20 protein-coding genes are annotated in these 25,954 nt (G+C 70.7%); 11 read left to right on the plus strand and 9 right to left on the minus strand.

Features of this window, described 5'->3' with window-relative positions:
• Window positions 1-75 precede the first annotated feature (75 nt).
• The 4 genes from ACXR8F_RS07030 to ACXR8F_RS07045 form a co-directional block, all read right to left on the minus strand.
• Window positions 76-3,069, minus strand: coding sequence for an AAA family ATPase (locus ACXR8F_RS07030; protein ID WP_458799333.1), 2,994 nt, complete (start codon window positions 3,067-3,069; stop codon window positions 76-78).
• Between the two features lies 1 nt (window position 3,070).
• Window positions 3,071-4,267, minus strand: a complete 1,197-nt coding sequence (locus ACXR8F_RS07035; protein WP_458799334.1) for an exonuclease SbcCD subunit D — start codon at window positions 4,265-4,267, stop codon at window positions 3,071-3,073.
• Window positions 4,268-4,381: 114 nt separating this feature from the next.
• Window positions 4,382-4,759: a phage holin family protein gene (locus tag ACXR8F_RS07040; protein WP_045189596.1), complete on the minus strand. Its 378-nt coding sequence runs from the start codon at window positions 4,757-4,759 to the stop codon at window positions 4,382-4,384.
• Between the two features lie 4 nt (window positions 4,760-4,763).
• Entirely contained in the window at window positions 4,764-5,852 is a 1,089-nt protein-coding gene (locus ACXR8F_RS07045; protein WP_045189594.1) for a 6-phosphofructokinase, read from the minus strand.
• Window positions 5,853-5,999: 147 nt separating this feature from the next.
• On the opposite strand from ACXR8F_RS07045, the gene hisC reads away from it, so the two are divergent.
• From hisC to ACXR8F_RS07065, 4 genes are all read left to right on the plus strand, one after another.
• On the plus strand, window positions 6,000-7,115 hold the full coding sequence (hisC, locus tag ACXR8F_RS07050; RefSeq protein ID WP_458799335.1) for a histidinol-phosphate transaminase: 1,116 nt from the start codon (window positions 6,000-6,002) through the stop codon (window positions 7,113-7,115).
• Between the two features lie 63 nt (window positions 7,116-7,178).
• On the plus strand, window positions 7,179-7,856 hold the full coding sequence (locus ACXR8F_RS07055; RefSeq protein WP_458799336.1) for a hypothetical protein: 678 nt from the start codon (window positions 7,179-7,181) through the stop codon (window positions 7,854-7,856).
• Window positions 7,857-7,876: 20 nt separating this feature from the next.
• Window positions 7,877-8,539, plus strand: coding sequence for a hypothetical protein (locus ACXR8F_RS07060; protein ID WP_458799337.1), 663 nt, complete (start codon window positions 7,877-7,879; stop codon window positions 8,537-8,539).
• A gap of 58 nt (window positions 8,540-8,597) precedes the next feature.
• On the plus strand, window positions 8,598-9,005 hold the full coding sequence (locus ACXR8F_RS07065; RefSeq protein ID WP_045189583.1) for a glyoxalase superfamily protein: 408 nt from the start codon (window positions 8,598-8,600) through the stop codon (window positions 9,003-9,005).
• On the opposite strand, the gene ACXR8F_RS07070 is transcribed toward ACXR8F_RS07065, so the two are convergent.
• Window positions 8,989-9,414, minus strand: a complete 426-nt coding sequence (locus ACXR8F_RS07070; RefSeq protein WP_458799338.1) for a nitroreductase family deazaflavin-dependent oxidoreductase — start codon at window positions 9,412-9,414, stop codon at window positions 8,989-8,991. The genes ACXR8F_RS07065 and ACXR8F_RS07070 overlap by 17 nt on opposite strands.
• Window positions 9,415-9,550: 136 nt before the next feature.
• Here ACXR8F_RS07070 and ACXR8F_RS07075 point away from each other — a divergent pair, with 136 nt between their 5' ends.
• From ACXR8F_RS07075 to ACXR8F_RS07090, 4 genes are all read left to right on the plus strand, one after another.
• On the plus strand, window positions 9,551-10,984 hold the full coding sequence (locus ACXR8F_RS07075; RefSeq protein WP_458799339.1) for an AAA family ATPase: 1,434 nt from the start codon (window positions 9,551-9,553) through the stop codon (window positions 10,982-10,984).
• Window positions 10,985-11,220: 236 nt separating this feature from the next.
• Complete coding sequence (pdhA, locus tag ACXR8F_RS07080) at window positions 11,221-12,375, plus strand: pyruvate dehydrogenase (acetyl-transferring) E1 component subunit alpha (RefSeq protein ID WP_045189579.1); 1,155 nt, start codon at window positions 11,221-11,223, stop codon at window positions 12,373-12,375.
• On the plus strand, window positions 12,375-13,361 hold the full coding sequence (locus ACXR8F_RS07085) for an alpha-ketoacid dehydrogenase subunit beta (RefSeq protein ID WP_458799340.1): 987 nt from the start codon (window positions 12,375-12,377) through the stop codon (window positions 13,359-13,361). Before pdhA ends, ACXR8F_RS07085 begins: the two co-directional genes overlap by 1 nt.
• A 15-nt stretch (window positions 13,362-13,376) precedes the next feature.
• Window positions 13,377-14,852 carry a dihydrolipoamide acetyltransferase family protein gene (locus ACXR8F_RS07090; RefSeq protein WP_458799341.1) on the plus strand — a complete coding sequence of 492 codons (1,476 nt, stop codon included), beginning with the start codon at window positions 13,377-13,379 and terminating at the stop codon, window positions 14,850-14,852.
• A gap of 77 nt (window positions 14,853-14,929) precedes the next feature.
• On the opposite strand, the gene ACXR8F_RS07095 is transcribed toward ACXR8F_RS07090, so the two are convergent.
• Both ACXR8F_RS07095 and ACXR8F_RS07100 read right to left on the minus strand, forming a co-directional pair.
• Entirely contained in the window at window positions 14,930-15,763 is an 834-nt protein-coding gene (locus ACXR8F_RS07095; RefSeq protein WP_458799342.1) for an oxidoreductase, read from the minus strand.
• Between the two features lie 27 nt (window positions 15,764-15,790).
• Window positions 15,791-17,914: an MDR family MFS transporter gene (locus tag ACXR8F_RS07100; protein WP_458799343.1), complete on the minus strand. Its 2,124-nt coding sequence runs from the start codon at window positions 17,912-17,914 to the stop codon at window positions 15,791-15,793.
• A gap of 74 nt (window positions 17,915-17,988) precedes the next feature.
• On the opposite strand from ACXR8F_RS07100, the gene ACXR8F_RS07105 reads away from it, so the two are divergent.
• Complete coding sequence (locus ACXR8F_RS07105; protein ID WP_458799344.1) at window positions 17,989-18,597, plus strand: TetR family transcriptional regulator; 609 nt, start codon at window positions 17,989-17,991, stop codon at window positions 18,595-18,597.
• Between the two features lie 6 nt (window positions 18,598-18,603).
• Here the strand turns inward: ACXR8F_RS07105 and ACXR8F_RS07110 are convergent, their stop codons facing one another.
• Window positions 18,604-18,960 carry a helix-turn-helix transcriptional regulator gene (locus ACXR8F_RS07110; protein ID WP_458799345.1) on the minus strand — a complete coding sequence of 119 codons (357 nt, stop codon included), beginning with the start codon at window positions 18,958-18,960 and terminating at the stop codon, window positions 18,604-18,606.
• Window positions 18,961-19,262: 302 nt separating this feature from the next.
• Between ACXR8F_RS07110 and ACXR8F_RS07115 the strand changes: the two genes are divergently transcribed.
• Window positions 19,263-24,002, plus strand: coding sequence for a multicopper oxidase domain-containing protein (locus ACXR8F_RS07115; RefSeq protein WP_458799346.1), 4,740 nt, complete (start codon window positions 19,263-19,265; stop codon window positions 24,000-24,002).
• A gap of 76 nt (window positions 24,003-24,078) precedes the next feature.
• Here the strand turns inward: ACXR8F_RS07115 and ACXR8F_RS07120 are convergent, their stop codons facing one another.
• Window positions 24,079-24,444, minus strand: a complete 366-nt coding sequence (locus ACXR8F_RS07120) for a TraR/DksA family transcriptional regulator (protein WP_458799347.1) — start codon at window positions 24,442-24,444, stop codon at window positions 24,079-24,081.
• Window positions 24,445-24,482: 38 nt separating this feature from the next.
• Here ACXR8F_RS07120 and ACXR8F_RS07125 point away from each other — a divergent pair, with 38 nt between their 5' ends.
• Window positions 24,483-25,946, plus strand: a complete 1,464-nt coding sequence (locus ACXR8F_RS07125; protein WP_458799348.1) for a hypothetical protein — start codon at window positions 24,483-24,485, stop codon at window positions 25,944-25,946.
• Window positions 25,947-25,954 lie beyond the last annotated feature (8 nt).

The raw sequence follows: 25,954 nt of genomic DNA on the forward strand, positions 1-25,954 counted from the left end.
AACGCGGGTGCGCGGCGAACGGCGGACCCGGGTCGTGTGACGGAGTGCTCTCTCGGTCGGCGCGGAGCGAGCCGGTCAGGCGGTGATGCGGAGGGTGCTCGTGCGGTCGGGGCGGACGAGCACCTCGATGCGGTCGGCGACGCGGGACTTCAGCTCGGTGACGTGGCTGACGATGCCGACCGTGCGACCACCCTCGCGCAGCCCCTCGAGGGTGTGCATCACGTCGTCGAGCACGTCGGGGTCGAGGGTGCCGAAGCCCTCGTCGACGAAGAGGGTGCCGAGGTCGACGCCACCGGACTCGGCGCGCACGACCTCGGCGAGGGCGAGCGCGAGCGACAGGGAGACGTAGAAGGTCTCGCCGCCCGAGAGCGTGCCGACCTCGCGCACCTGGTTGGTGTGCATGTCGTGGACCCGCACCCCGAGGCCCGACTTGGCGTTGCCCTTCTTCGCGTCGGTGTGCTCGAGCGTGTAGCGACCGCCGGAGAAGCGGCCGAGCTCCGTGTTGGCGGCCGCGAGCACCTCGGTGAAGCGGCGGATGAGGACGTACTTGGCCAGGTCGAGGTTGAGCTGGTTGTCGCCGTTGCCGGCGACGAGCTGACCGACCCGGACGGCGTCGGCGGTCTCGGCAATCACCGCGGCGTTGCGCGACAGGGCTTCGCGGATGTCGGCCACGCGCCGCTTGGTGCGGGCGACCTGGTCGCGCAGGCTGCCGTGCTCGTGGGCGGCGGCCTCCATGTCCTTCTTGGCGGCGACGGCGAGGGCTTCGAGCTGCTCGATGTCGTCGAAGAGCGCATCGAGCTGGACGTCGGCGAGCTCAGGACCGGTGAGCCCCGCCCGCACCTGTGTGCAGGCGCGCTCGAAGTCGTCGATCTCCTTGGTGCGGGCGCTGATCCACTCGGCGCTGCGGTCGGCTGCCATCCACTCGGCGACGTCGGCGAAGCCGAACTGGGCGAGGTCGGAGTCGCGGACGGCGGTGTCCTCGGCGACGGCCGCGGCGGCGACGTCGCGCTGGCCGATGGCGTCGACGAGCGCGTCGATGCGACCGGCGGCCGCCACGAGGTCGCTTCGTCGGGCGGCGACGCTGGGGTGGCCGTCGCGTGCCTGCTCGACGAGGGTGGTCTCCTCGGCGATTCGCGTGTCGAGGTCAGTGACGGCCTGCTCGGTGCGAGCGAGCTCGGCGGCCAGTCGCGCGGCCTGCGCCGACAGGGTGTCGACACGGTCGCGCAGCTCGCGGAGTCGCGCCGCCCCGGCCTCGACGTCGGAGCGGGCGCTGACCGACTCGGCCAGGTCGCGGCCGGCGGCCTCGGCCCGGGCGCGGGCGGTGTCGACGTCCAGTCCGTCTGCGCGAGCTGCGAGCTCGCGCACCTCGGAGCGCAGGGCCCCGAGGACGTCGGCGGCGTGCGTCGCGCGTCGCCGCAGGTCCACGACGCGGGTCTCCTCGGCGTCGATCTGCTCGGGCGTGACGGCGTCGAGGGTCGGGTGCGCCGGGGAGGGGTGTTCGGTCGACCCGCACACGGGGCACGGGTCGCCGTCGACGAGGGAGAGGCCGAGCTCGCCGGCGATGCCCTCGATGCGGGCGCGACGCAGCCCGGCGAGGCCGGTCTCGGCAGCTGCCACGACAGACAACGCCTCGGCCGCCGCGGCCTCGCACCCGGGGACCCGTCCCGCGGCAGCGGCGTGCGCGAGCGCCGCCTCGAGCCGCTCCTTGGCGCGGGACCCCTCTGCCGTGCGTCCGTCGACGAGGGCGGTCAGCCGCCGTGCCTCGGTGAGCGCCTCCTCGTGGGTGCCGATGGTCACCGGCAGGGCCTCGAGCTCGGTGGTGACCGCGGCGACGGAGCGCCGGATGCCGTCTCGGTGCTCGGCCAGTCGTCGTTGCTCGGACAACCTTGAGGCGAGGGCGGTCTCGACCGCGATCGCGCCGGTGAGCGAGCCGACGACCTCGCGAGCCCGGGCAGCTGCTTCGCGCAGGGCGGCTGGACCGTGGTCGCGCAGGGCCGGCTCCACCTGCTCGCGCGCCTTGGCCAGCGCCGCGGCCGCGCGCTTGAGGGCGGCCTCGGACAGCGCCAGGGTGCGCACCGCGCCGGCGACGGGCCGAGCCTGCTGCGCGCGTGCCACCTCCTCGCGCAGCTCGGTGAAGCGCACCGCCTGCTTGCCGAGGTCGTGCTCCTGCTGCTGCAGCGCCAGCAGGCGCTCGCGGCGCTGCATGCGCAGCCTGGCGTCGCTGACCATGTCGGCCATCTGCTTGTGGCTCTCGATGGCCTCGCGGCTGGCCTTGCCGGCGTGGCGCTCGCGCGTGGTCAGCTCGTCGACGACCTGCGACAGCTCGGCCTCGAGGGCATCCGGCGCCGTGCGGCTCAGGGCCTCGAGCACGTCGCGGCGCTCGGTCTCCAGACCTGCCGACACCGCGAGCGCGTGCACGGCCAGGCGGATCTCGTCGACCGCCGACTGCCGGCGCGCCTGGGCGGCCTTGCCCGCCTCGACGATCTCGTCCTGCACACGGCGGAAGAACGCCGTGCCGAACACCTTCTCGAGGAGCTTGCCCTTGTCTTCGGACCGGGCCCGCAGGAAGGTGGCGAACTCACCCTGCGGCAGGATCACGGTCTGCACGAACTGGTCGCGGGTGAGACCGACCGCCCGGGTGATCTCGTCGTCGCAGTCGCCGATGTTGGTCGAGAGCAGCTCGCCGCCCGTCAGGTCGTCGGGGGTCTGCAGGCGCCACAGCTTGATCGTCGGTTGCTGCACGGTCGAGCCGGTGCCGCGCGACTTCGGCCGCTCGAAGCGGGGTGTGCGCTGCACCCGGTAGAGGCCCGACTGGGTCTCGAAGACGAGGACGACGACCGGCACCGTGCGCGGGTCGGCGTGGTGCGAGTGAATGCGCTCGACGTCGGCGGAGGCCTGGGCGACCTTGCCGTAGAGCGCGAAGGTGATGGCGTCGATGATGGTCGACTTGCCGGATCCCGTCGGTCCCTCGAGCAGGAAGAGCCCGGCCCGACCCACGGTGGTGAAGTCGATGACCTCGGTGCCGGCATACGGCCCGATCGCCGTCATGGAGAGGTGGTGCAGCTGCACGTCACGCCACCTCCTGCGCCTCGGCCTTGTGCTGGGCGACGACGGCGGCCTCGTAGCCGGCTGCGAAGACGTCGACCTCACCGTCGCTCGCCTCGGTCTTGGTGACGTAGGCGATGAAGTCGGAGCCGAGCTCGCGCGGGTCGCGCTCGCTCACGACGGTGGTGCCGCCCCGGGTGCGCTCGACCGCCCCCTCGGGGTCGTGGAAGACCTGGAGGGCGTGCGGGAAGCGTGACTTGAGGCGGTCCATGAGCGAGTCGGGCCGCACGCGGTCGGTGACCGTGACGCGCACCCACGCGCTCTCGGCGTGCGTGTGCTCGGGTGCCTCGAGCAGCTCGTCGAGTCGGCCCCGGAGCGTCGCCATCGGGCGAGGCTGGGAGATCTCGACCGGAGTCACGCGAGCCGGGCCGGTCTCGTCGAGGTCGACGAGCAGCACGACCTTCTCGTGGTCCTGCTCGGAGAACGAGTAGCGCAGCGGCGACCCGGAGTAGCGCACCACCGACCCGTCGGCCGAGTCGGGGGCCTGGGGTCCGTGGAGGTGCCCGAGCGCCGCGTAGTCGATGCCGGCGAAGACGGTGCCGGCCACCCGGTCGACGCCGCCGACCATGATCGAGCGCTCGGAGTCGCTCGGCTCGGCGCCTGCGACGAACGCGTGGGCCAGCACGACCGAGCGGACGCCGGGGCGGTCGGCGAGGTCGGCCCGGATGCGCTCGACGGCGGCGCCGACGACGGCCTGGTGCGACCTCGGCAGCGGCTCACCACCACCGGCCAGCGCAACTCGCGCGTGGTCGGGGTCGAGGTAGGGGATGCCGTAGATCGCGCCCCGCACGCCGTCGCTGCCCTCGAGCAGGACCGGTAGGTCGAGCTGCTCGAGGTCGGTGACCATGCGGATGCGGTCGCGGAAGAGGCCCGAGCCGTAGCCGAGGCGGATGGCGGAGTCGTGGTTGCCCGAGGTCACGACGACGGTGGTGACGGCGGACAGTCGCGACAGCGTCCACTCGAACAGCTGCACCGACTCGACGGGCGGGACGCCGCGGTCGTACACGTCGCCTGCGACGAGCACCGCGTCGACGGGGATGCCGTCGGGCGGCGACTCGACGAGCTCGCAGATGCGCTCCAGGACAGCCGTCTGGGCCTCGTGGAGGTTCACGCCGTGGAGCGTGCGCCCGAGGTGCCAGTCGGAGGTGTGGAGCAACCGCATGCCCCGACGGTAGGACTCCGCGCCGACAGCCCCGAAACCGACACCCCGGTATGCCGTGAGCCCACCTCCCCGGAGGGAAGCGGGCTCACGGCATACCGGGGTGTCTGGTGGTGGTCAGTCGCGCTTGGCGAAGCTGAGGATCATCGACACGAAGGTGACGATGAGCGCCCCGAAGACGGCGTCCCAGAAGAAGTGGTCGATGTGGAACGCGAGGTTGAGCTTGCCGGCGAGCCACGAGGTGAGCTCGAGCATCAGCGCGTTGACGATGAAGACGAACAGTCCCAGCGTCAGGATGATGAACGGCATCGACAGCAGCTTCGCCACGGGCCGGATGAGGGCGTTGACGACGCCGAAGATCAGGGCGACGAGGACGACCGTCCAGAAGATGTTGCCCGTGCGGCCCTCGCCGAACGTGATGCCCGGGATGGCCCACGCGGCGATCCACAGGGCGACGGCGTTGATGACCGTCTGCAGCGCGAAGTTGATGAGCATGCGCTCAGTGTTCCACGGCGGCAGGCGAATCGTCGGGCAGGCCGGGGTGCTCGTCGCCGGGGATGCGCGGCTGGAACATTGCGTTGAGGCGCAGCAGGTCGGGCTCGACCATCTTGAGCGACCCGATGGCCTCGGCCACGGGCACGCGCTCGATGTGCCCGTTCTGCAGGGCCACCATCTGGCCCCAGGCGCCGTCGAGGGCGGCCTCGACCGCGGCGACGCCGAACCGGGTGCCGAGCACGCGGTCGAAGGCGACGGGCGAGCCACCGCGCTGGATGTGACCGAGCGCGGTCATGCGGCTCTCGATGCCGGTGCGGCCCTGGATCTCGCGGGCGAGGATCGAGCCGATGCCGCCGAGGATCTGGTGGCCGTACTTGTCGACCTCGGGCGCCGGGATCTCGATCGTGCCCTCCTTGGGGAGGGCGCCCTCGGCGACGACGACGATCGTCGCGAAGCGGCCCTTCTTGTGACGGTGGACGATGCGCTCGCACACCTCGTCGATGTCGAACGGCTCCTCGGGCACGAGGGTGATGGCGGCGCCGCCGGCGAGGCCCGACCAGATGGCGATGTGCCCGACGTGCCGGCCCATCACCTCGACGACGAGCACCCGGTGGTGCGACTCGGCGGTGGTGTGGAGGCGGTCGATGGCGTCGGTGCAGATCTGCACGGCCGTCTGGAAGCCGAAGGTCATCTCGGTGAGGGAGATGTCGTTGTCGATCGTCTTCGGCACGCCGATGACGGGGAACCCGTTCTCGTGCAGGCGGTTGACGACGCCCATGGAGCCTTCGCCGCCGATGCCGATGATCGCGTCGAGGCCGTGCCGGTCGTATGCCTTGCGCACGCGCTTGAGGCCGTCCTCGTGGGCGAACGGCTGGTCGCGGGACGTGCCGAGGATCGTGCCGCCGAGCGGGAGGATGCCGCGGCAGCGGTCGACGTCGAGGATCTCGTAGTCGTTGTCCATGACACCGCGCCACGCGTTGCGGAAGCCGATGACGGTGCTGTCGTAGGTGACCTCGGCGGCGCGGGTCGCGCCGCGGATGACGGCGTTGAGGCCGGGACAGTCCCCGCCCCCGGTGAGAATGCCGATGCGCATTGAGTGGACTTTCGGAGAGTGGGCAGCAAACAGGGTGTCGTGGCGGCGCTGACGCGACGATGTGAGCCTAGCCACAGAGCGGGCGCCGCGTCAGTCCTGCGTCCATGGGGCGGTCGCCGCCGTGGACACTGCCTCTACAGTTCGGGTATGAGCGACGCGGCCGAGCACCCCTCCCAGCACCCCGACGTGAACCCCGGCGTCAGGCTCCGTGAGGTCCTCGCGCAGATGCCGGACTACAAGCCGGGCAAGCCGGCGGCGGCGCCCGCCGGCGTGACGGCCTACAAGCTGTCGTCCAACGAGAACCCGTACGGCCCGCTCCCGTCGGTGCTCTCGGCGATCGACGGCGCTGCGGCGTCGGTGAACCGCTACCCCGACATGGCAGTCACCGCCCTCACGCAGCGTCTCGCCAAGGCGCTCGACGTGCCGACCGAGTGCATCGCGACGGGCACCGGCTCGGTCGCCGTGCTGGCGCAGATCGTCAACGCCGCCTGCGACGCCGGCGACGAGGTCGTCTTCGCGTGGCGCTCCTTCGAGGCCTACCCGATCGTCACGCAGCTCGCCGGCGCCACGCCCGTCATGGTGGGTCTCGACGAGCAGGCCCGCCACCGGCTCGACGCCATGTTCGCCGCGATCACCGAGCGCACCCGCGTCGTGCTCGTCTGCACGCCGAACAACCCGACGGGTCCCTGCGTGCACCAGTCCGAGCTCGAGGCGTTCCTCGACAAGGTGCCGAGCGACGTCATCGTCGTGGTCGACGAGGCGTACGTCGAGTTCGTCCGCGACCCCGAGGCCGTACGCGGTCTCGACGTCTGGCGCCACCGTCCCAACGTCGTCGTCCTCCGCACCTTCTCGAAGGCGTACGGCCTCGCCGGCCTGCGCGTCGGGTATGCCGTCGCGCACCCTCCGGTCGCCGCTGCGCTCCGCAAGACGGCCACGCCGTTCGGCGTGAACTCGATCGCGCAGGCGGCCGCGATCGCCTCGCTCGACGCGTTCGACGAGCTGACCGAGCGGGTCGAGACGATCGTCGCCGAGCGGGACCGCGTGGTGCGGGCGCTCGCCGACCAGGGGTGGAAGCTGCCGCAGTCCGACGCCAACTTCGTGTGGTTCCCGCTGGGGGCCGACTCGACCGCGTTCTCGCAGGCGTGCGAGGAGGCCGGCCTGATGGTGCGGCAGTACGGCGACGACGGCGTGCGGGTCACGACCGGCGAACCCGAGGCCAACACGCGCCTCGTCGAGGTGGCGGGGCGTTTCGGGGCGCGCTGATCGAGGCGAGAATGGACTGGCCGCCCGGAGTGGTGCGGCACAGCTCTCCTTCGGAGGTCGCCCATGGACACGCAGGGCACCCGGCGCGCCGCCCGCTGGTCGAGCGGCGGCCTCGCCCTGGTCGGAGTGCTGCTGCTCCTGCCGTCGTTCGTCGAACCGACGAGGACCATGTCGGTCTCGGACCGCGAGCGCGGGGCCCTGCTCAAGACCGAGTCCGACTGGCGCTGGGGCAGGGTCCGGGTCACCGGGGTCGAGAACGTCGAGCTGCAGGACACCTGGAGCTGGCTGGGGCTCGTCGTGTTCGGTCTCCTCGCGGCCGGCGCGACGGTGTGCGTGGTGCTGTGGCTGCTGCACCGGCCGCTCGCCTCGGCGGCCGCCCCCGCCGGCGTGGGACTGCTCGCCGGTAGCGCCCTCACGACCGTGGCATCACGGGTGAACGCCTCGCTCACCGAGGTCGACCAAGGCGTGGCCGGGCTCACCGTGCGCACCCAGATGACGCTTCCCGCGACGCTCGAGACGGCATCGGTCGTCGTGTTGCTCGGCGCGGTCGTCGCGATGGTGGTCACCTCGAGACTCGACCGTGCAGAGGTGCCGGCGGCGCACGAGGAGCCGCAGCACGGTCGCACGCCGGGCCGGGTGCTCCCGGGCCGCCCGGTTGCAGTGGAGAGGGGCGCCCTGCGGCCCGCGGGCGAGCACCTCTCCGGGCCGCCCGTCGAGCTCGTGGAGGACGAGCGGGGGTGAGGACGAGCGGGGGTGAGGGCGTGACAGGGCGGCGCGGTGGACGGGTCGTTCGCGCGGCCCCGGTGGCCGCGGCGACGCTGGGGGGTCTCGGCCTCGTGCTCGCTGGGACGACGACGGTCTGGCCCACGCTGGTCCTGTCGGTGCGGATGCCCGGGAGCGGCGACCCGACGCGTGGGTCGGAGCAGCGTTTCTGGGCGTGGGGTCGCGACGTCGTCAGCTACACCTCCGACGGGCTCGTGCTCGACGACGACATCGGGCCGCACCCGGTCCCGCGCCTGCTGCTCCTCGTGGCGGTCCTGGTGCTCGCCGCGGTCGCGCTCGTCGCCGTCGCCGTGCGGCCCGGGCGGCGGACCGAGCAGCTCGCCGCGGTCTGCACGGCGCTGGCGCTCGGCACCGTGGCCTCGTCGACCGTCGCGCGGTGGTCCTTCGACGACAGGACGGCGATGCTCCAGCCCTCGGTGCGCACCGTGACGACCGCTGCCGGTTGGTCGGAGTCCCTGGCCGTCGTCCTGCTGCTCGTCGCCCTGGCGCTGCTGCTCGGACCGTCCGCGGCCTCGAGGGTCCGCGGGACCGTCGCGGCGTGGGTCCGTGCCGGGGGCCGGAGACCGTCGCCCGAGCCCGACGAGGCGAGGGACCGCGCGCAGGTCGGGTTCACCGACGACCGCGACGCCGGACGGCCCTGACCCGCATCCGTGGCTGCTCGGGCCCCGCAGCGTCGGTGGTCGGGGCTAGCGTGCCGTCATGGACATGAAGCTCGAGCTGGTGGCCGTCCCCGTGACCGATGTCGACCGGGCCAAGGAGTTCTACGTCGACCGGGTGGGTTTCAACGCCGACCACGACTACACCGTGAGTGACGAGGTCCGTTTCGTCCAGCTGACGCCCCCGGGCTCGGCCTGCTCGATCGCCATCGGCAAGGGCCTGACCCAGATGGTCCCCGGTGGTCTGGACAACCTCCAGATGGTCGTCGCCGACGTCGACGCGCTGCGCGCCGAGCTCGTCGGTCGCGGTGTCGAGGCGTCCGAGGTCGACGAGCAGGCGTGGGGGCGCTTCGTCTACTTCTCCGACCCCGACGGCAACCGCTGGTCGCTGCAGCAGCTCCCTGCCTGGTCGGCCGGGGCCGGTGGCGACGGGGTCAACCCGCAGGACTGACGTCGACCGGCCGCAGCACGGCAACCGGGATGATGCGGCCCGCCTTCGCCTCGTACTTCGCGACACCCGGGACGGCTGCCAGCACGACCTCCCGCCAGACGCGGTCGCGCTCGGTGCCGGCCAGTACCTGTGGCACGACCTCAAGCGGGGTCGTGCCGATCTCGACGCGTGCACGCGAGGCGCGGCGCAGGTTGCGGAACCAGTCCGGCTCGGTGGGTGAGCCGCTCCCGGTGCCCCAGACGAGGAACCCGCCTTCGTAGTCGAGGAAGCGAACCATGACCGACCGGGGGAGGCCGGTGCGTCGACCGGGGGCGCAGAGCATCAGCACCTTCTGGTCGCCGAAGGCGTCGAGCCGCCCCTTGAGGGCTCGATGAAGGAAGAGCCCGATCGCGTTTCCGTTCCGGGTCATCTGATGCTTGAACGTCGCCACCGAACCCTCCTCCGGATGACTCCAGAATCCCGCTTCCCGTTCGACGGCGTCAACGTGCGCGGGCGGGCGAAGGGGGCAGGCGCGCGGTGTCGGCGCCGCGGCATACGGTCGGGTCATGCTCACCGCCGTCGCCGTCTCGGGCTACCGGTCGCTGCGCGACGTCGTCGTGCCGCTCCACGGGCTCGACGTCGTCACCGGCGCCAACGGCAGCGGCAAGTCGAGCCTCTACCGCTCCCTCCGGCTGCTCGCCGGCTGTGGTCGGGGCGACGTCATCGGCACGCTCGCGCGCGAGGGCGGGCTCCAGTCGGCGCTCTGGGCCGGGCCCGCGACCCTCGGTGGTGCACGCGACCGGGGCCATGCCGTCCAGGGCACACGGCGCAAGGGGCCGATCAGCCTGCAGCTGGGATTCGCGTCCGACGACTTCGGCTACCTCGTCGACCTCGGCCTGCCGCAACAGGCCTCCGGGGTGGACGCCGGGTCGGCCTCCGCGTTCCTGCGCGACCCCGAGATCAAGCGCGAGGTCGTGTGGTCCGGGCCGGTCATGCGTCCCGGTTCGGTGCTCGTGCGTCGCCGGTGGGGCGTCGTCGAGACCCGCGCGACCTCCGGCAGCGACGACGACTGGGACGCCGGCTGGGGCGGCAGCGAGGGTGAGGACGAGTCCGAGTGGGAGTCCGACCCCGTGGAGGCGCCCGGCTCACGCACCGGGTCGCGCGCCGCCTACCGTGACCCCGCGCCCTCCGGCGGGCCGGGCGCCCGGTCCGCCGGTGGCAGCCGACGCGGTCGGCCGGGCTGGACCGAGCTGACCCGGTCCCTGCGGCCGTGGGAGAGCATGCTCACCGAGCTCGCCGACCCCGAGCGGGCCCCCGAGCTGCTGCGCGTGCGCCGGATGATGCGCGGCTGGCGCTTCTACGACGGCTTCCGGGCCGACGCCGGCGCGCCGGCCCGTACGCCGCAGGTCGGCACCCGCACACCGGTGCTCGCCGACGACGGCAGCGACCTTGCCGCGGCGCTCCAGACCATCCGCGAGCAGGGCGACCGCGCGCTCGACCACGCCGTCGCCGACGCCTTCGACGGGGCGATCCTCGACGTCACCGTCGAGGGCGGCCGCTTCGACGTGGCGCTGCACCAGCCGGGCATGCTGCGACCGCTGTCGGGCGCCGAGCTCTCCGACGGCACCCTGCGCTACCTGCTGCTCGTCGCGGCGCTGCTCACCCCCGACCCGCCGCCGCTCATGGTGCTCAACGAGCCCGAGACCTCGCTCCACCCGCAGCTGCTGCCGCCCCTCGCGCGCCTCATCCGCGCGGCAGCCGAGCGCAGCCAGGTCATGGTCGTCTCCCACTCCCGGGCCCTCGTCGACGAGCTCGGCGTCGTCGACCTCGACGACGACGACGACCAGGACGAGGACGAGGACGAGGACCAGGACGACACCCGCGTCGGTCTCGGCTCACCGGCCCGTGGCATCACCCTGGCCAAGGACCTCGGTGAGACCTTCGTGCAGGGCCAAGGTCTGCTCACGACGCCCGCCTGGTCGTGGGGCACCCGCCGCTGACCGCACCGACGCCCGCACCCGACGCGACGGCATACCTGCTCGGGAACGTCCACGACGGTCGCCCAGTCGTCCCGCATTGTGAGATTCGCAGGGCTCTCCGGTAAGTTCCGGGTCGAGGACCAAGCACGTGTCCGTCGTCACGAACGGCGGCTCTGCGCCCCCCAGAAGCCGACAGCGGGTGACCCCCGTATGCGGGCCGAACGAGTAGGCCGGTCTCACCGGCAAAGGAGCCCCACGTGAGCGACAAGGTTGTCGCCGAGCTGCACGAGCCGACCCCCGCGGTCGGCGACGGTGGCCCGGACATGATCCAGTTGCTGACCCCCGAAGGTCAGCGCGTGTCCCACCCCGACTACGACAAGTACGTCGCGGACCTGACACCCGAGGACCTGCGGAGCTTCTACCGCGACCTCGTCCTGATCCGTCGTCTCGACGCCGAGGGCTACGCGCTCCAGCGTCAGGGCGAGCTCGGCCTGTGGCCCAGCCTGCTCGGCCAGGAGGCCGCCCAGGTCGGCTCCGGCCGCGCGCTCAAGCCGCACGACTTCGTCTTCCCCACCTACCGCGAGCACGGCGTCGGCTTCGTGCGCGGCATGGACCCGCAGAGCTCGCTGCAGCTCTTCCGCGGCGTCAGCCAGGGCGGCTGGGACCCGCAGGAGAACAACTTCCACCTCTACACGATCGTCATCGGCGCGCAGGCGCTGCACGCCACCGGCTACGCCATGGGTGTGCGCATGGACGGCAACGTCGGCACCGGCGACCCCGACCGCGACACCGCCGTCATCTGCTACTTCGGTGACGGCGCCAGCTCGCAGGGTGACGTCAACGAGGCGTTCGTCTACGCGGCGAGCTTCGATGCCCCGGTCGTCTTCTTCTGCCAGAACAACCAGTGGGCCATCTCCGAGCCCGTCGAGAAGCAGACCCGCATCCCGCTCTTCCAGCGCGCCCGAGGCTTCGGCTTCCCCGGCGTGCGCGTCGACGGCAACGACATCCTCGCCACGTATGCCGTGACACAGCACTGTCTCGACGAGGCCCGCAACGGCAACGGCCCACTGCTCATCGAGGCCTACACCTACCGCATGGGTGCGCACACCACGGCCGACGACCCGACGAAGTACCGCGTCTCGGCCGAGGTCGAGGAGTGGAAGTTCCGCGACCCGATCCTGCGCCTCAAGACCCTCCTCGCCCACGAGGGCATGGCCGACGAGGAGTTCTTCGCCGGCGTCGACGAGGAGGCCGACCGCTTCGCCGCGGAGCTGCGCGACGGCTGCGTCAACATGGAGACGATGGCCGGCGAGACGATGTGGGACCACATCTACGCCGAGGACCACCCCGTCATGGAGGCGGAGCGTGCCGCCTACCTTGCCTACAAGGCGAGCTTCGAGGAGGCGAACTGATGGCGCTCGAGAAGGTCACCCTCGGCAAGAGCATCACCAACGGCCTGCGCAAGGCCATGGAGGCCGACCCCAAGGTCGTGCTCATCGGTGAGGACATCGGCAAGCTCGGCGGCGTCTTCCGCATCACGGAGGGCCTGCAGAAGGACTTCGGCGAGGAGCGCGTCATCGACTCGCCGCTCGCCGAGTCGGGCATCGTCGGCACCGCGGTCGGCATGGCGCTGCGCGGCTACCGGCCCGTCTGCGAGATCCAGTTCGACGGGTTCGTCTACCCGGCGTTCGACCAGATCGTCAGCCAGGTCGCGAAGATGCGGGCCCGCTCGCTCGGCGCGATCAAGATGCCGATGGTCATCCGCATCCCGTTCGGCGGCGGCATCGGCAGCCCCGAGCACCACTCCGAGAGCCCCGAGGCGTACTTCGCGCACACCGCCGGCCTTCGCGTCGTCGCGTGCAGCAACCCCGAGGACGCGCACTGGATGATCCAGCAGGCCATCGAGTGCGACGACCCGGTGATGTTCTTCGAGCCGAAGCGGCGCTACCACGACCGCGCCGAGTACGACACGGCAGCGACGTCAGCGCCCCGCAGCCTCTTCGAGGCTGCCGTGCTGCGCGAGGGCACCGACGTGACGCTCCTCGGCTACGGCCCCGTCGTCAAGACGATGATGGAGTCCGCCGCGGCCGCCGAGGCGGAGGGCACGAGCATCGAGGTCATCGACCTGCGCTCGCTGTCGCCGCTGCCGATCGACACCATCGTGGCGTCGGTGCGCAAGACGGGCCGTCTCGTCATCGTGCACGAGGCGAGCAGCTTCCTCGGCATGGCGTCGGAGATCTCCGCCCAGGTGACCGAGCAGTGCTTCTACGAGCTCGAGGCACCGGTCATCCGCGTCAACGGTGCGAACATCCCCTACCCGCCGAGCCGGATGGAGGAGGAGTTCCTCCCCGACCTCGACCGCATCCTCGACGGCGTCGACCGCGCGCTCGCGTACTGAGAAGGGCTGCGACACATGGCAATCAAGACGTTCAACCTGCCCGACCCCGGCGAGGGCCTCGTCGAGGCCGAGATCGTCGAGTGGAAGGTCGCGCCCGGCGACTCCGTCAAGGTCAACGACATGGTGCTCGAGATCGAGACGGCCAAGTCGCTCGTCGAGCTGCCCATCCCGTGGGCGGGCACCGTCAAGGAGCTGCTCGTCGAGGTCGGCCAGACCATCGACGTCGGCACACCGATCATCTCGATCGACGACGGCAAGGGTGGCGACGAGACCCCGGCCGCACCCGCCGCCGACAAGGCCGACGGTGCGTCGGAGGCGATCCTCGTCGGCTACGGCGCCAAGGCGGGCGCGACCGCGCGTCGCCCGCGCAAGGCCGCCGCCCCGTCCGGGTCCGCTTCCGCGCCCGTGGCATCCGCCGCCGTGGCCTCGGCCCCGACCGAGACCGAGCAGGTCGCCGCGGCCGCACAGGTCGCCGAGCATGTCGCCCCGGCGCCGCGCACCGAGTCCCCGGCCCCCGCGGTCGCCGAGCCCGTCTCTCGCGAGGGCCGCCCGAAGGCGAAGCCCCCAGTGCGCAAGCTCGCCAAGGACCTCGGGGTCGACCTCTGGTCCGTCCAGGGGTCCGGCACTGACGGCATCATCACCCGTGACGACGTGCACGCCTTCGTGTCCGGCTCGGGTTCCGCTGCGGCGCAGGCCGTCTCGGCCCCGGCCGCAGCCGCCGTCAACGGTGCGGCGGCACCGGGCGGCGCGGCATACGCCCCCTTCGGCTCGGGCCCGCGCGAGGAGCGCACCCCGATCAAGGGCGTGCGCAAGATGACCGCGCAGGCGATGGTCGGCTCGGCGTTCACCGCCCCGCACGTCACCGAGTGGATCACGATCGACGTCACCAAGACGATGGAGCTCGTCGACCGCCTCAAGGGCAGCCGCGAGTTCAAGGACGTCAAGGTCACGCCGCTGCTCGTGCTCGCCAAGGCGCTCGTCCTCGCGGTGAAGCGCAACCCGGGCATGAACGCGACGTGGGACGAGGCCGCCCAGGAGATCGTCCAGAAGAACTACGTCAACCTCGGCATCGCCGCGGCGACCCCGCGGGGCCTGATCGTCCCGAACATCAAGGACGCCCACGGCATGTCGATGCTCGAGCTGGCGCAGGCCATCGGCGCGCTCACGGCGACGGCCCGCGAGGGTCGCACCCAGCCGGCCGAGATGTCGGGCGGCACGATGACGATCACCAACGTCGGCGTCTTCGGCGTCGACAGCGGCACGCCGATCATCAACCCGGGCGAGTCGGCCATCGTCTGCTTCGGCGCCATCCGCAAGCAGCCGTGGGTCGTCACCGACGCCGACGGCAACGACGAGATCGCGATCCGCCACGTCACGCAGCTGGCGGTCAGCTTCGACCACCGCCTCATCGACGGCGAGCTCGGGTCGAGGTTCCTCAGCGACCTCGCGGCGATCCTCGCCGACCCCGCCCAGGCCCTCGTCTGGGGCTGACCGCCGAGCCCCACACCCCCCGCACCAACCGAACGCGGCGTTCGCGCGTTGTGGGGGACGGCAGGGGAGGTAGGGGGTCAGCCTCCCGCGACGCGCTTCAGGACGACGTCCATGAGGCGGTCCGGGAGCAGGCGTCGCGCCGCGAGGATCGTGCGGGCACCACGCCCGGCCGGGTAGCGCGCCGCCGGGTTCGCCGCCTCGAGCGCGACGAGCACCTTCTCGGCGACCGCGTCCGGACTCGAGATGCGCCTCGGGTCGTAGGTGCGCTCGTAGGCTGCGGCCATCCGCATCGCCGCCTTCTCGTAGTCCGTGCCACGCGACCAGGCGAGCATGCTCTCGCGGGCGATGCCGTCCCACTCCGAGACGATCGGGCCGGGCTGGATGAGCACGACGTCGATGCCGAACGGTGCGAGCTCGAGGCGCAGGCTGTCGCTGAACCCCTCGACCGCGAACTTCGTCGCGTGGTACCAGGCGCCGAGCGGCTCGTAGATGCGTCCGCCGATGCTCGAGATGTTGACGATGGTCCCCGACCGCTGCCGCCGCAGCTGCGGGATGACGAGCTGCGTGAGGCGAGCCAGCCCGAAGACGTTGACCTCGAACTGCCGGCGCGCCTCCTCGAGCGGGACGGTCTCGACGGGGCCGTAGGAGCCGTAGCCCGCGTTGTTGACGAGGGCGTCGATGCGGCCCTGCTCGTCGATGACGCGGCGCACGCCAGCCACCATCGAGCCGTCGTCGGTGACGTCCATGGCGAAGGTCGTGACGCCGCGCGACGCCAGGCCGGCCATCCGGTCGACGCGCCGCGCGACGGCATACACGGTCCACCCCGCCTCGACGAGGTGGACCGCGATGGACTCGCCGATGCCGGCGGAGGCGCCCGTCACGAGGGCGACCTTCTTCGTCCCGTCAGTCATGCCGCCACCGTATGCGGCCCTGTGGCGTCAGCGGGCGGCGACTGCCTCCTGCTCGGCGACGCGGGCGTTCTGCCGGTCGACGAGGTAGGCGGCGCCGAGGTCGTCGCCGACGGACGACAGCATCTGGATGTCGACGGCCTCGTGCCGCTCGGCAACGGTCGGCTCGACGGTCGTCATCACCGTGCGGGCGTCACGCTCTGCCACGGCGGTCGCGAGCTCGCGCTTGAGAGCGTCGTCGAGCACGCCGCCCAGCGCCTTGGCACGGGCCCCGACCTCGACGGCGAAGCGCTCGGTCTCGGCCGCGAGGGCGAGGTCCTCGGTGGTGAGCATCCGGGCCGTGCGGTGGAGCAGCGCCGCGCCGGCGTCGAGGTCGCCGTCGCCGAGCCGGGTCACGGCCCGCGTCAGCAGCGGACGGTCGCCGCGCAGCGCCGAGTCGGCGAGCAGGCCCAGACGCAGTCCGAGCAGGCGCTCGTGGGTACGCGTGTTGCCGGCCTCGCGGCCGAGCGGCACCTTGAGCTCGTCGTCGGGGGCCGACTGCGACAGGGTGTCGAGCATCTCGATGCCGGCCTCGTCGGGCGTGTGCACCGTGTCGCGCAGCGGCAGCTCCTTGATGAAGAGCGCGGCGAGCAGCGCGAGGGCGAAGGGCACGAGTCCCCAGACGAAGACCGTGTGGAGCGAGTCGGCGAGACCCTGCTGGACGCCGGTGGCGACCCGGGGCGGCAGCTTCGCGAGAGCGGACGGGTCGAGCACCGAGCCGGCGCTGACCTGCTGTCCGGACGCCTGCATCTGCTGCACGACCGAGGCCGGCAGGTGCGAGGCGATGTTGCCGGCGAGGCCGCTCGTCATGATCGTGCCGAAGACCGCGGTGCCCACGGTCGATCCGACGTTGCGGAAGAACTGCGTCGAGGCGGTGGCGACACCGAGGTCCTTGCGCTGCGCGGAGTTCTGGATGATCAGGGTGAAGACCTGCAGGGCCATGCCAAGGCCGACACCGAAGACGATCATCGAGAGCGTCAGCTCGGTCTGGCTCGAGCCGTAGTGCAGCTGGGTCAGCAGCCAGAAGCCGACGCCCATGATGAGGATGCCCGCGATGGTCTGCAGCTTGTAGCGGCCGGTCTTCGTGATGACCAGACCCGACACGATCGAGAGGCCGATCATGGCGACCGACATCGGCATGAGGATGAGGCCCGAGTTGGTCGCCGAGGCGCCGAGCACGCCCTGCGCGTAGACGGGCAGGTAGATCATCGCGCCGAACATCATGACCGAGACCATGAACGCCGCGATGTTGGAGAGCGTGAAGAGCGGGCTCCTGAAGAGGCGCAGCGGCAGCACCGGCTCGACGGCCCGGCGCTCGATCGCGATGAAGGCGCCGAGCGCGACGACGCCCGCGGCATACATGCCGATGATGGCGGGGGAGCCCCAGGCGAGCGTCGTGCCACCGAGCGAGGTGGGCACGAGGAGGAGGATCAGGGTCAGCGACAGGACGCCGATGCCTGCCTTGTCGACGACGGACTCGCGGGGCGTGTGCTCGAGGTGCAGGAAGCGGCTGATGCCGAAGAAGGCGAAGACGCCGACGGGCAGCGTGATGAAGAAGAGGTAGCGCCAGCCCCAGTTGTCGGTGACGAAGCCACCGACGAGCGGGCCGAGGATCGAGGCGAGTCCGAAGACGCCGCCCATGAGGCCCTGGTACTTGCCCCGCTGACGCGGCGGGATGATGTCGCCGATGATCGTCTGCGAGAGCGGCATCAGCGTGCCCATGCCGGCGCCCTGGATGGCGCGGGCGGCGATGAGCCACCAGAAGTTCTGTGCGAAGCCGGAGAGGATCGAGCCGGCCATGAAGACGACGAGGCCGCCGAGGTAGAAGCCGCGCCGGCCGTAGAGGTCGCTCATCTTGCCGACGATCGGCACCGTGATCGCGCTGACGAGCATCGCGGCCGTCGCGAGCCACGAGTAGTGGTCGATGCCGCCCAGCTCGGCGACGATGCGCGGCATGGCCGGCCCGACGATGGTCTGGCTGATCGACGCCACGAGCATGCCGAGCATGAGCGCGATGAAGATGTTGCGGGTCGAGCGGTCGAGGCCGGCGGCCTTGGCGGGGCCGGCGGCGGCGGTCGCGGAGTTCGTGTCTACCCCCTGGGTCGTCTGTGGCATGCCGACCACGGTACGCCGATTGTGCAGTGACTGCAAAATTGCAGTCCATGCAGTGAACGTGACACCATGGGGACATGAGCACGACCATGCCGACCGACGACGGCTGCGGCCTGCGCGAGCGCAAGAAGCGCGAGACCCGGCGCGCCATCAACCTCGCCGCCCTCGACCTCGTCGAGGAGAAGGGCTTCGCGTCGGTCACCACCGACGAGATCGCCACCCGCGCCGGGGTCAGCGCCCGCACCTTCTTCAACTACTTCCCCTCGAAGGAAGCCGCCGTCATCGGCACCACTCCCGAGGAGCTGGAGGCGTATGTCGCCTCGCTCGAGCAGGCGACGCCGGGCGAGTCCCCGGTCGACTCCCTCCGCCGCATCATCGCCGAGATGCTCGCGCCCGGCACCATCGACAAGCAGCTGCGGGCCAAGCGCCGCCGCATCCTGCTCGGAGAGCCGTCGCTCGCGCCGGCGCTCGTCGGCAACAACATCCGCATCGAGAACGCCCTCACGGCTGCCCTCGAGCGACGCCTCGGCGTCGCACCGGGCGCTTGGCTCGAGCCGCGGCTCACGGTCGCCGTCGCGCTCGCCGCCGTGCGCGCGTGCATCGAGCACCAGCAGCAGGGTGGGTCAGGCCGCCTCGAGCGCAACATCGACCAGGCGTTCGACAGCATCGCTGCCGGTCTGCGCTGAGCTCCCTCAGAGCGCGTCGCGCTCGAGGTCGTCGGCGTGGCCGGACGGGCGACCCCACGGCCGCGTCAGCTGACGCAGGCGCGGGCGCCGTCGCGTCATGTCGAGGAACTCGCCGACCCGCAGTCCCGCCTCGAGCGGGTGCCTGAACCGCACGTCTCGACGCACCATGTAACGGTTGCGGCGCCCCTCCTTGTGCCGCGTGATCACCTGGGCGCCCTCGAGATCGGCGATGATCTGCTGCACCGCGCGCTCGGTGATGCCGATGCTGGCCGCCACGTCCTTGAGCCGCATGTCCGGGTCGTCGGCGAGGCAGACCAACACGTGTCCGTGGTTGGAGAGGAAGGTCCATCCTTTCCTTCTCATACTTCGAGGTTAGAGCGCCTGTCAGCAGGATCGGGCCAAACACGAAGAGGGTTTCGTCACATGCCCGAGGGAGTATGCCGTCTTTGCCTGCTGGCGTCCGACGAGAGTGTCGCGAATGTCCGTTTGTGCAGGTCAGAGGCCTATTGAGAATGGCCGAAACGCAATTCGTCATTTCTCTATCGCGCAAAAGATGTCTGCTTTTCGATTCCTTGTTTCCCTGACCTCGGGGCTTTCTCGGGTGCTTAGTTTCTAGGAAGGGCACTCAATTTGGGGGGTGCTCCATCGAAAGCAGGTGGGGGTAGATGTCACGCAGCAGTTCCACACGATGGTTCACGGCCGCGGTGGCCGGCGTCGCTACGGCGCTGGCCTTCGGCTTACAGGCGGGGGTCGTGCCTGCGACGGTCGCCACGGCCTTGCCGGCCGGTCCCACGGACGAGAGCAAGGTCCCGCACTACTTCGGGCCCTGGCCCAACTGGGCCAACAGCCCGCTCACCCTCTCGAAGGCCCAGGTGGTCATCAACGGCACCGGCACGGGAGCAGCGGCGGTCGCGCAGGTCGATCCCGCGACGGGCCGCATCAAGAGCATCGATGTCACCGCACCCGGGCACGACTACGACGCCACCACCACCACGGTGACCGTCACCGGCGGCACCACGGACGCAACGGCGACCGCGGCCGTCAGCACCTCGGGTGTCGTGGTCGGCTTCACCAACGTCGTCGGCGGCGCCGGTTACACCGCTTTCAGCGTCGTGCTGTCAGGCGGCGGAGGCAGCAGTGCCACGGCCATCGGCTCCGGTGGGGTGGACGCCGTCATCATCAGCGACGGCGGCAGCGGCTACACCATGCCGACGGTCGACTTCGATCTCCCCGACAGCCCGAACGGCACTGTTGCCAAGGGCCACGTGCCGATGATCGCCAACGGCGACCCCGTCGACGGCATGGACGCCAACGGCACCGTCACCCAGGTCATCGTCGACGACCCGGGCTCCGGCTACACGACGGCCCCGGCTGTCGCCATCCACAACGGCACCCAGTTCGACCCCATCAACTTCCCTGCCGGTGGTGGACCGGCCACTGTCAGTGCGACCTTGGAGCTGTCGGCGGTCAACGTCGACGCCTTGGGCAGCGGCTACACAAGCGCGCCGTCGGTGGCGATCACCGACCCGAGCGGCGCGGGTACCGGCGCGAGCGCGACGGCGCTGAGTGACGCGGGGGCGATCACAGGCATCACGGTCGACCCAGCGAACCCGGGCGCCGGCTTCCTGACGCAGGGCATGAAGAAGTTCGTCGACAAGCTTCCGGGGACGTGCACCCCGCCAGCTTGTCCCACAGACCCGACGGCCAAGTTCATCCCCACCGCTGTCCCTGCGGAGAAGCCCTACAACGGCGTCAAGGCCGACGAGTACGTTATCGGCCTGGTGCAGTACCGCACCAAGTTCTCATCTGAGCTGCCGGGTTCGGGGACCCTGGTGCGCGGCTACGTCCAGCTCGAGACGCCAGACAATGCTGACGTGAGCCAGCACGTTCCGCTGGTGAACGAGCTGATGGACGGGACCTCCGTTCCGGTTACCGGCGGCTACATGGGCGTCACCCGACCCCAGTACCTCGGGCCCTTCATCGGTGCCACCAAGGACAAGCCGGTCCGGATCGTCTTCCGCAACCTGCTGCCCACCGGGACCGCGGGTGATCTGTTCCTGCCCACCGACAGCACCATGATGGGTTCCGGCATGGGCCCCATGGGCATGGCCGCTCCTGCCGACCAGTCCTCCGTGATGGACGGTGTGCGCAACCCGGCCTGCACCGAGTCGCCCAAGTCGGACATGTGCTTCAAGGACAACCGGGCCACCCTGCACCTGCACGGTGGCGTCACGCCGTGGATCAGTGACGGCACGCCGCACCAGTGGATCACCCCCGCGGGTGAGAGCACCGCGTGGCCGCAAGGCGTCAGCGTCCAGAACGTGCCGGACATGAAGGTGGACCCGGCGGACCCCGCCAGCGCCACCACCTGTGAGGCCAACAATGACGGCTGCTCCACGTTCTTCTACAGCAACCAGCAGAGCGCGCGGCTGATGTTCTACCACGACCACTCGTGGGGCATCACGCGACTCAACGTCTATGCCGGCGAAGCCGCTGGCTACGCCATCACCGACGACACGGAGAAGAAGCTCATCGCCGACGGCGTCATCCCGGCCGCTGCCGAGACGATTCCGCTGATCGTCCAGGACAAGACCTTCGTCCCCGGCGCCGAGCAGCTCTACGACACGAAGTCCGGGACCGAGACGACCCGCTACGGGCAGGACCCGACGTGGGACGCCCAGCGCTGGGGTGGCCCGGGCAGCCTCTGGTACCACCACGTCTACATGCCGGCCCAGAATCCGGGTGACCCGTCGGGCATGAGCGCCTACGGGCGGTGGATGTACGGGCCGTGGTTCTGGCCCCCGGCGTCCAACACGACGCACGGGACCATCGCCAACCCGTACTACGACCCGAACTGCAAGCTGGACGTGCCCTCGACCTGGAAGTACCAGACGGACCCGTTCTGCGAACCCGAGCAGATCCCGGGCACGCCGAACATCTCGGCCGGCATGGAGCAGTTCAACGACACGCCCGTCGTCAACGGCGTCGCCTACCCCAAGGTGACGTTGGAGCCGAAGACCTACCGCTTGCGCCTGCTCAACGCCGCGAACGACAGGTTCTTCAACTTCCAGTGGTACACGGCTGACACGGACCCGGCCAACGGTGGTGCTCTGGGGACCGAGGTCGCGCTGAAGCCGGCGGAGCTTGCCGCAGCCCAGACCGACCCGAATGTCTCGCCGACTCCCGTGGGCGCGAACAACAACGCGGCCGGACCCGACTGGGTGCAGATCGGAACCGAGGGCGGCTTCCTGCCGGCCCCGGCCGTGGTGGACGGCCAGCAGCCGACCACCTGGATCACCGACCCGACCCGGTTCGACGTCGGCAACGTCGACAAGCACTCGCTGCTGCTGGCGCCTGCCGAGCGGGCCGACACGATCGTCGACTTCTCGAAGTTCGCGGGGAAGACACTGATCCTCTACAACGACGCTCCAGCAGCCTTCCCGGCTCGCGTGCCGTCGTACGACTACTACACCGGTGGCCCTGACCTGAGCCCGACCGGCGCACCCACCGTGCTGCCCGGCTACGGACCGAACACCCGCACGGTCATGCAGGTGACGATCGGGGCGGCCACTCCCGCGCCGGCCTTCAACCTGACGAAGCTGCAGGCAGCCTTCCGGCACAACACTGCCGGCACGGGTGTCTTCGAGTCCGGTCAGAACCCCGTCATCGTCGGCCAGGCGGCGTACAACAGCGCGTACGGGTCGAGCTTCGCCGCGAGCAGCAACTGCAACGCGCCGAACAGCACTGTGACGCGGTGCGACGGTCTGGTGCGCGTCAACGACACCACGACGTTCGGCTTCAACACCCTGAAGGCACCGAACGCCAAGATGTCCATGCAGCTGGGGCCGAAGGCCCTGCACGACGAGATGAACTCGACGACGTTCGACGAGTTCGGCCGCATGCAGGCCACCATGGGCATCGAGGCGCAACCCCCGTCGCCCGGTCTGCAGAACGTGACGCTCTACCCGTACATCAACCCGGCGACGGAGCTCATCGACGGCACCAACCTCCCGAAGGCAGACGTGAAACTCGATGCCGGAGGACTGCCAGCCGGCGACGTGAAGGTGACACCGATCAGCACGGCTGCGGACGGCACTCAGATCTGGCGCTTCACCCACAACGGCGTGGACACCCACCCGATCCACTTCCACCTGTACGACGTGCAGATCGTGAACCGGGTGACGTGGGACAACATCATCATTCCCACGGAGCCCAGCGAGCTGGGCTGGAAGGACACCGTGCGCATGAGTCCGCTCGAGGACACGATCGTCGCGCTGCGGCCGATCATCCCGAAGGTCCCCTTCGAGGTGCCGAACGCCGTGCGGCCGCTCAACCCGATGATGCCGATAGGTGACCAGAGCGGGTTCAACAACATCGACCCGCAGGGCAACCCGACCGGTGCCATCGTCAACTCCCTCGTCAACATGGGCTGGGAGTACGTCATCCACTGCCACATCCTCAGCCACGAGGAGATGGACATGATGCGTCCGGTCAGCGTTGCCCTGCCGCCGGTCAAGGTCGGCACGATCGCCGCGTCCGTCAACGGCAACGGCGCCAACCGAAAGGTCACCCTGACCTGGACGGACAACTCGATCACGGAGACGTCCTACCTGATCCAACGCTCGACCAATGGGACCACGTGGACGACGTCCGGGACACTGCCGGTCACCCTCGCTGTGAACAACACGACGGGAAGTACGCGGACGTTCACCGACCCCAACTCGGTCGGGACAACGCCTTACCTCTACCGCGTCATCGCGCAGAACACCGTGGGATATGGGGGCGCCTACCCGAGCATGACCGTCGGGTCCACGCCCACCACTGTCGCTGTCAACGGTCCTGCTGCTCCGACCACCCTGACGGCGACCCTGCAGGCGGGCCCTGCAGTCAGTCTGACGTGGCGTGACAACGCGTCGAACGAGACCGGCTTCGTGGTCGAGAGGTCGACCAACAAGGGGCCGTTCTCACAGATCGCCACGCCGGCCGCCCGCGGCGGCACGGGAAACGTGACGTTCGTGGACAACACGGTGACGGTCGGCAACACGTACGACTACCGAGTCGCCGCGGTCAACATCGCAGGGGTGTCGGCCGTGTCCAACACGGCGTCGATCAGCGTGGACACTCCCGGAACGCCAGCCATTCTGACCGGCTCGGCTGCGCGGGTCGGCGCCAACGAGCGGGTCACGGTCACCTGGGCTGACGTGTCCAACGAGTCGAGCTACGTCGTCCAGTGGAGTGCGAACGGCTTCGTGACGATCTCGGGTCAGTCCGGATCGCTGTCGGCCGGCTCGACGACCTTCACGACGGGCAACATCCCCCGGCAGGCCTATGGCTTCAGGGTTGTTGCCGTGAACGTCCTCGGGACGTCGACATCCGCGTCGTTCCCGGTGCCGATCGCTCCGTGACGAAGCACGAAGGTCATTGCTAGACCGGTGAGGGTCCGCAGCCAGCGGACCCTCACCGGTCTTTCGCGCGTGTCGGTTACCGCGCTCCGGGGCGCGAGTGGCCAGCGTGCTGGACGCAGGTGCGTGCGGTCGGTCGGGCCTCGAGACGCTCCGTCGGGATCGCCGACCCGCACACCTCGCACCGCCCGTACGTGCCGGCCTCCAGCCGCGCCAGGGCTGCGTCGACCTCACCCAGGTGCTCGCGGGTCTGCTCGACGAGCGCGCCCAGCTGCGAGCGCTCGTAGGCGATGGTCGAGCCCTCCGGGTCGTGCTCGTCGTCGGCGTTGGAGCCCTCGGTGGCGTCGACGACGAGGTCGTAGCCGCGTCGCAGCGCCTCGAGCCGCTCCACGGCGGTCGCGCGGTCGTCCTCGAGCCTCTCGCGCACCTCGGCCTGCTCTCCCATGAAGCCATTGTCCTGCCGGGCTCCGACATGATGGGCGCATGAGCGAGCCCACCGGAGTGGTGTTTCCCCTCGACCCGGCGTCCGGGCGACGCAGCACCACCGCGACCGGCCGAGCCGTCGTGGCCGATGCGCTGCGTCGCGTCGACGCCGTCGGGTCCGCTTCGGCCGAGCGTGAGACCAACTGGCGCCAGGGCTACCTCCCGCACTTCCGGCGACTCGTGGAGGCCGGGCTCACGTCGCCCGAGGCCGCCCGCACGATCGCAGAGGACGGCTTGGCGTCCCTGCACACCCGTATGCGGTGGGCGGCCCCCGACGGTGACCACCCGCTCGAGGACGCCTTCTCCGACGAGCGCAGGGCCCACACGCTCGGCTCCGAGACCATCCGGGGTGAGGGCGCCCCCGACCGCACGCTCTCCGTCCCGTATGCCGGCGAGCGCCTCTCGGGGGACGCGCTGCGTCGTCGTCTGGAGGCCTGGGTCGAAGCAGGCACCGTCGAGCCCACCTGTGCCGAGGCGGTCGGTCTCGTCATCGACAACCCGGACTGGCTCGACCTGTCCGACCGCACCGTCGTCGTGCTCGGCGCCGCGGCCGAGATGGGCCCGCTGCGCTCGCTGCTGCGGTGGGGCGCCGACGTCGCGGCCGTCGACCTGCCGCGAAAAGATCTGTGGGACAGGCTGATCGGCGACACGCGTCGGTTCGCCGGATCGATCACCGTGCCCGTGCGCGACGGGAGCGAGCCGCTGAGTCATCGGGCAGGCGGCGACCTCGTCCACGACCTCGCCGCGGTCACCCGCTGGGTCACCGGGCTGGAGGGGCGTCTCGTCATCGGCAACTACGTGTACGCCGACGGTGAGACCAACGTCCGCGTCTCGATGGCGGTCGACGCGCTGACACGGCGGGTCGTCGCGGAGAGGGGGCGCGACGAGGTCGGCCTCGCCTTCCTCGCGACCCCCACCGACGTCTTCGCCGTGCCCGGACCGGCCGTCGCGCACTCGGTCGACAGCTATGCCCGCCGACGGACCTCGAAGGTGCTGCGCGTCCCGCTCCGCACCATCAGCGGGGGCCGGCTGCTCCGCCGCAACTACGTGCCCGGACAGGACCCGGGCATCAACGACAGCGTGGTGCTGCAGCAGGGGCCGAACTACCTGCTCGCCAAGCGGCTCCAGCGGTGGCGCGCGACGGCATACCGCGGCGAGGGAGGGCTCGTGTCGTTCAAGGTGGCGCCACCCACGCGCACGCGCTCGGTCGTCAAGAACCGCGCCCTCGCGGCGGCCTACGCGGGTGCGCACCGGTTCGGCATCGAGGTCTTCGAGCCCGGCACCGCCAACACGCTCATGGCCGCGCTCCTCGTGCACGACCTGCGCACCGGCTCGCCCGCCCGGCCGGCGCCGTGGCAGGACGAGGCGTATGCCGCGGCGCACGGCGGTCTGTGGACGTCGGCGTACGACCCGCGCAGCGCCCTGGGCCTCGCTGCCCTGCTCGGTCTCGCGTCGGCTCGCTGAGGCTTCGG

It is taken from the genome of Terrabacter sp. AAH1, assembly GCF_054456855.1.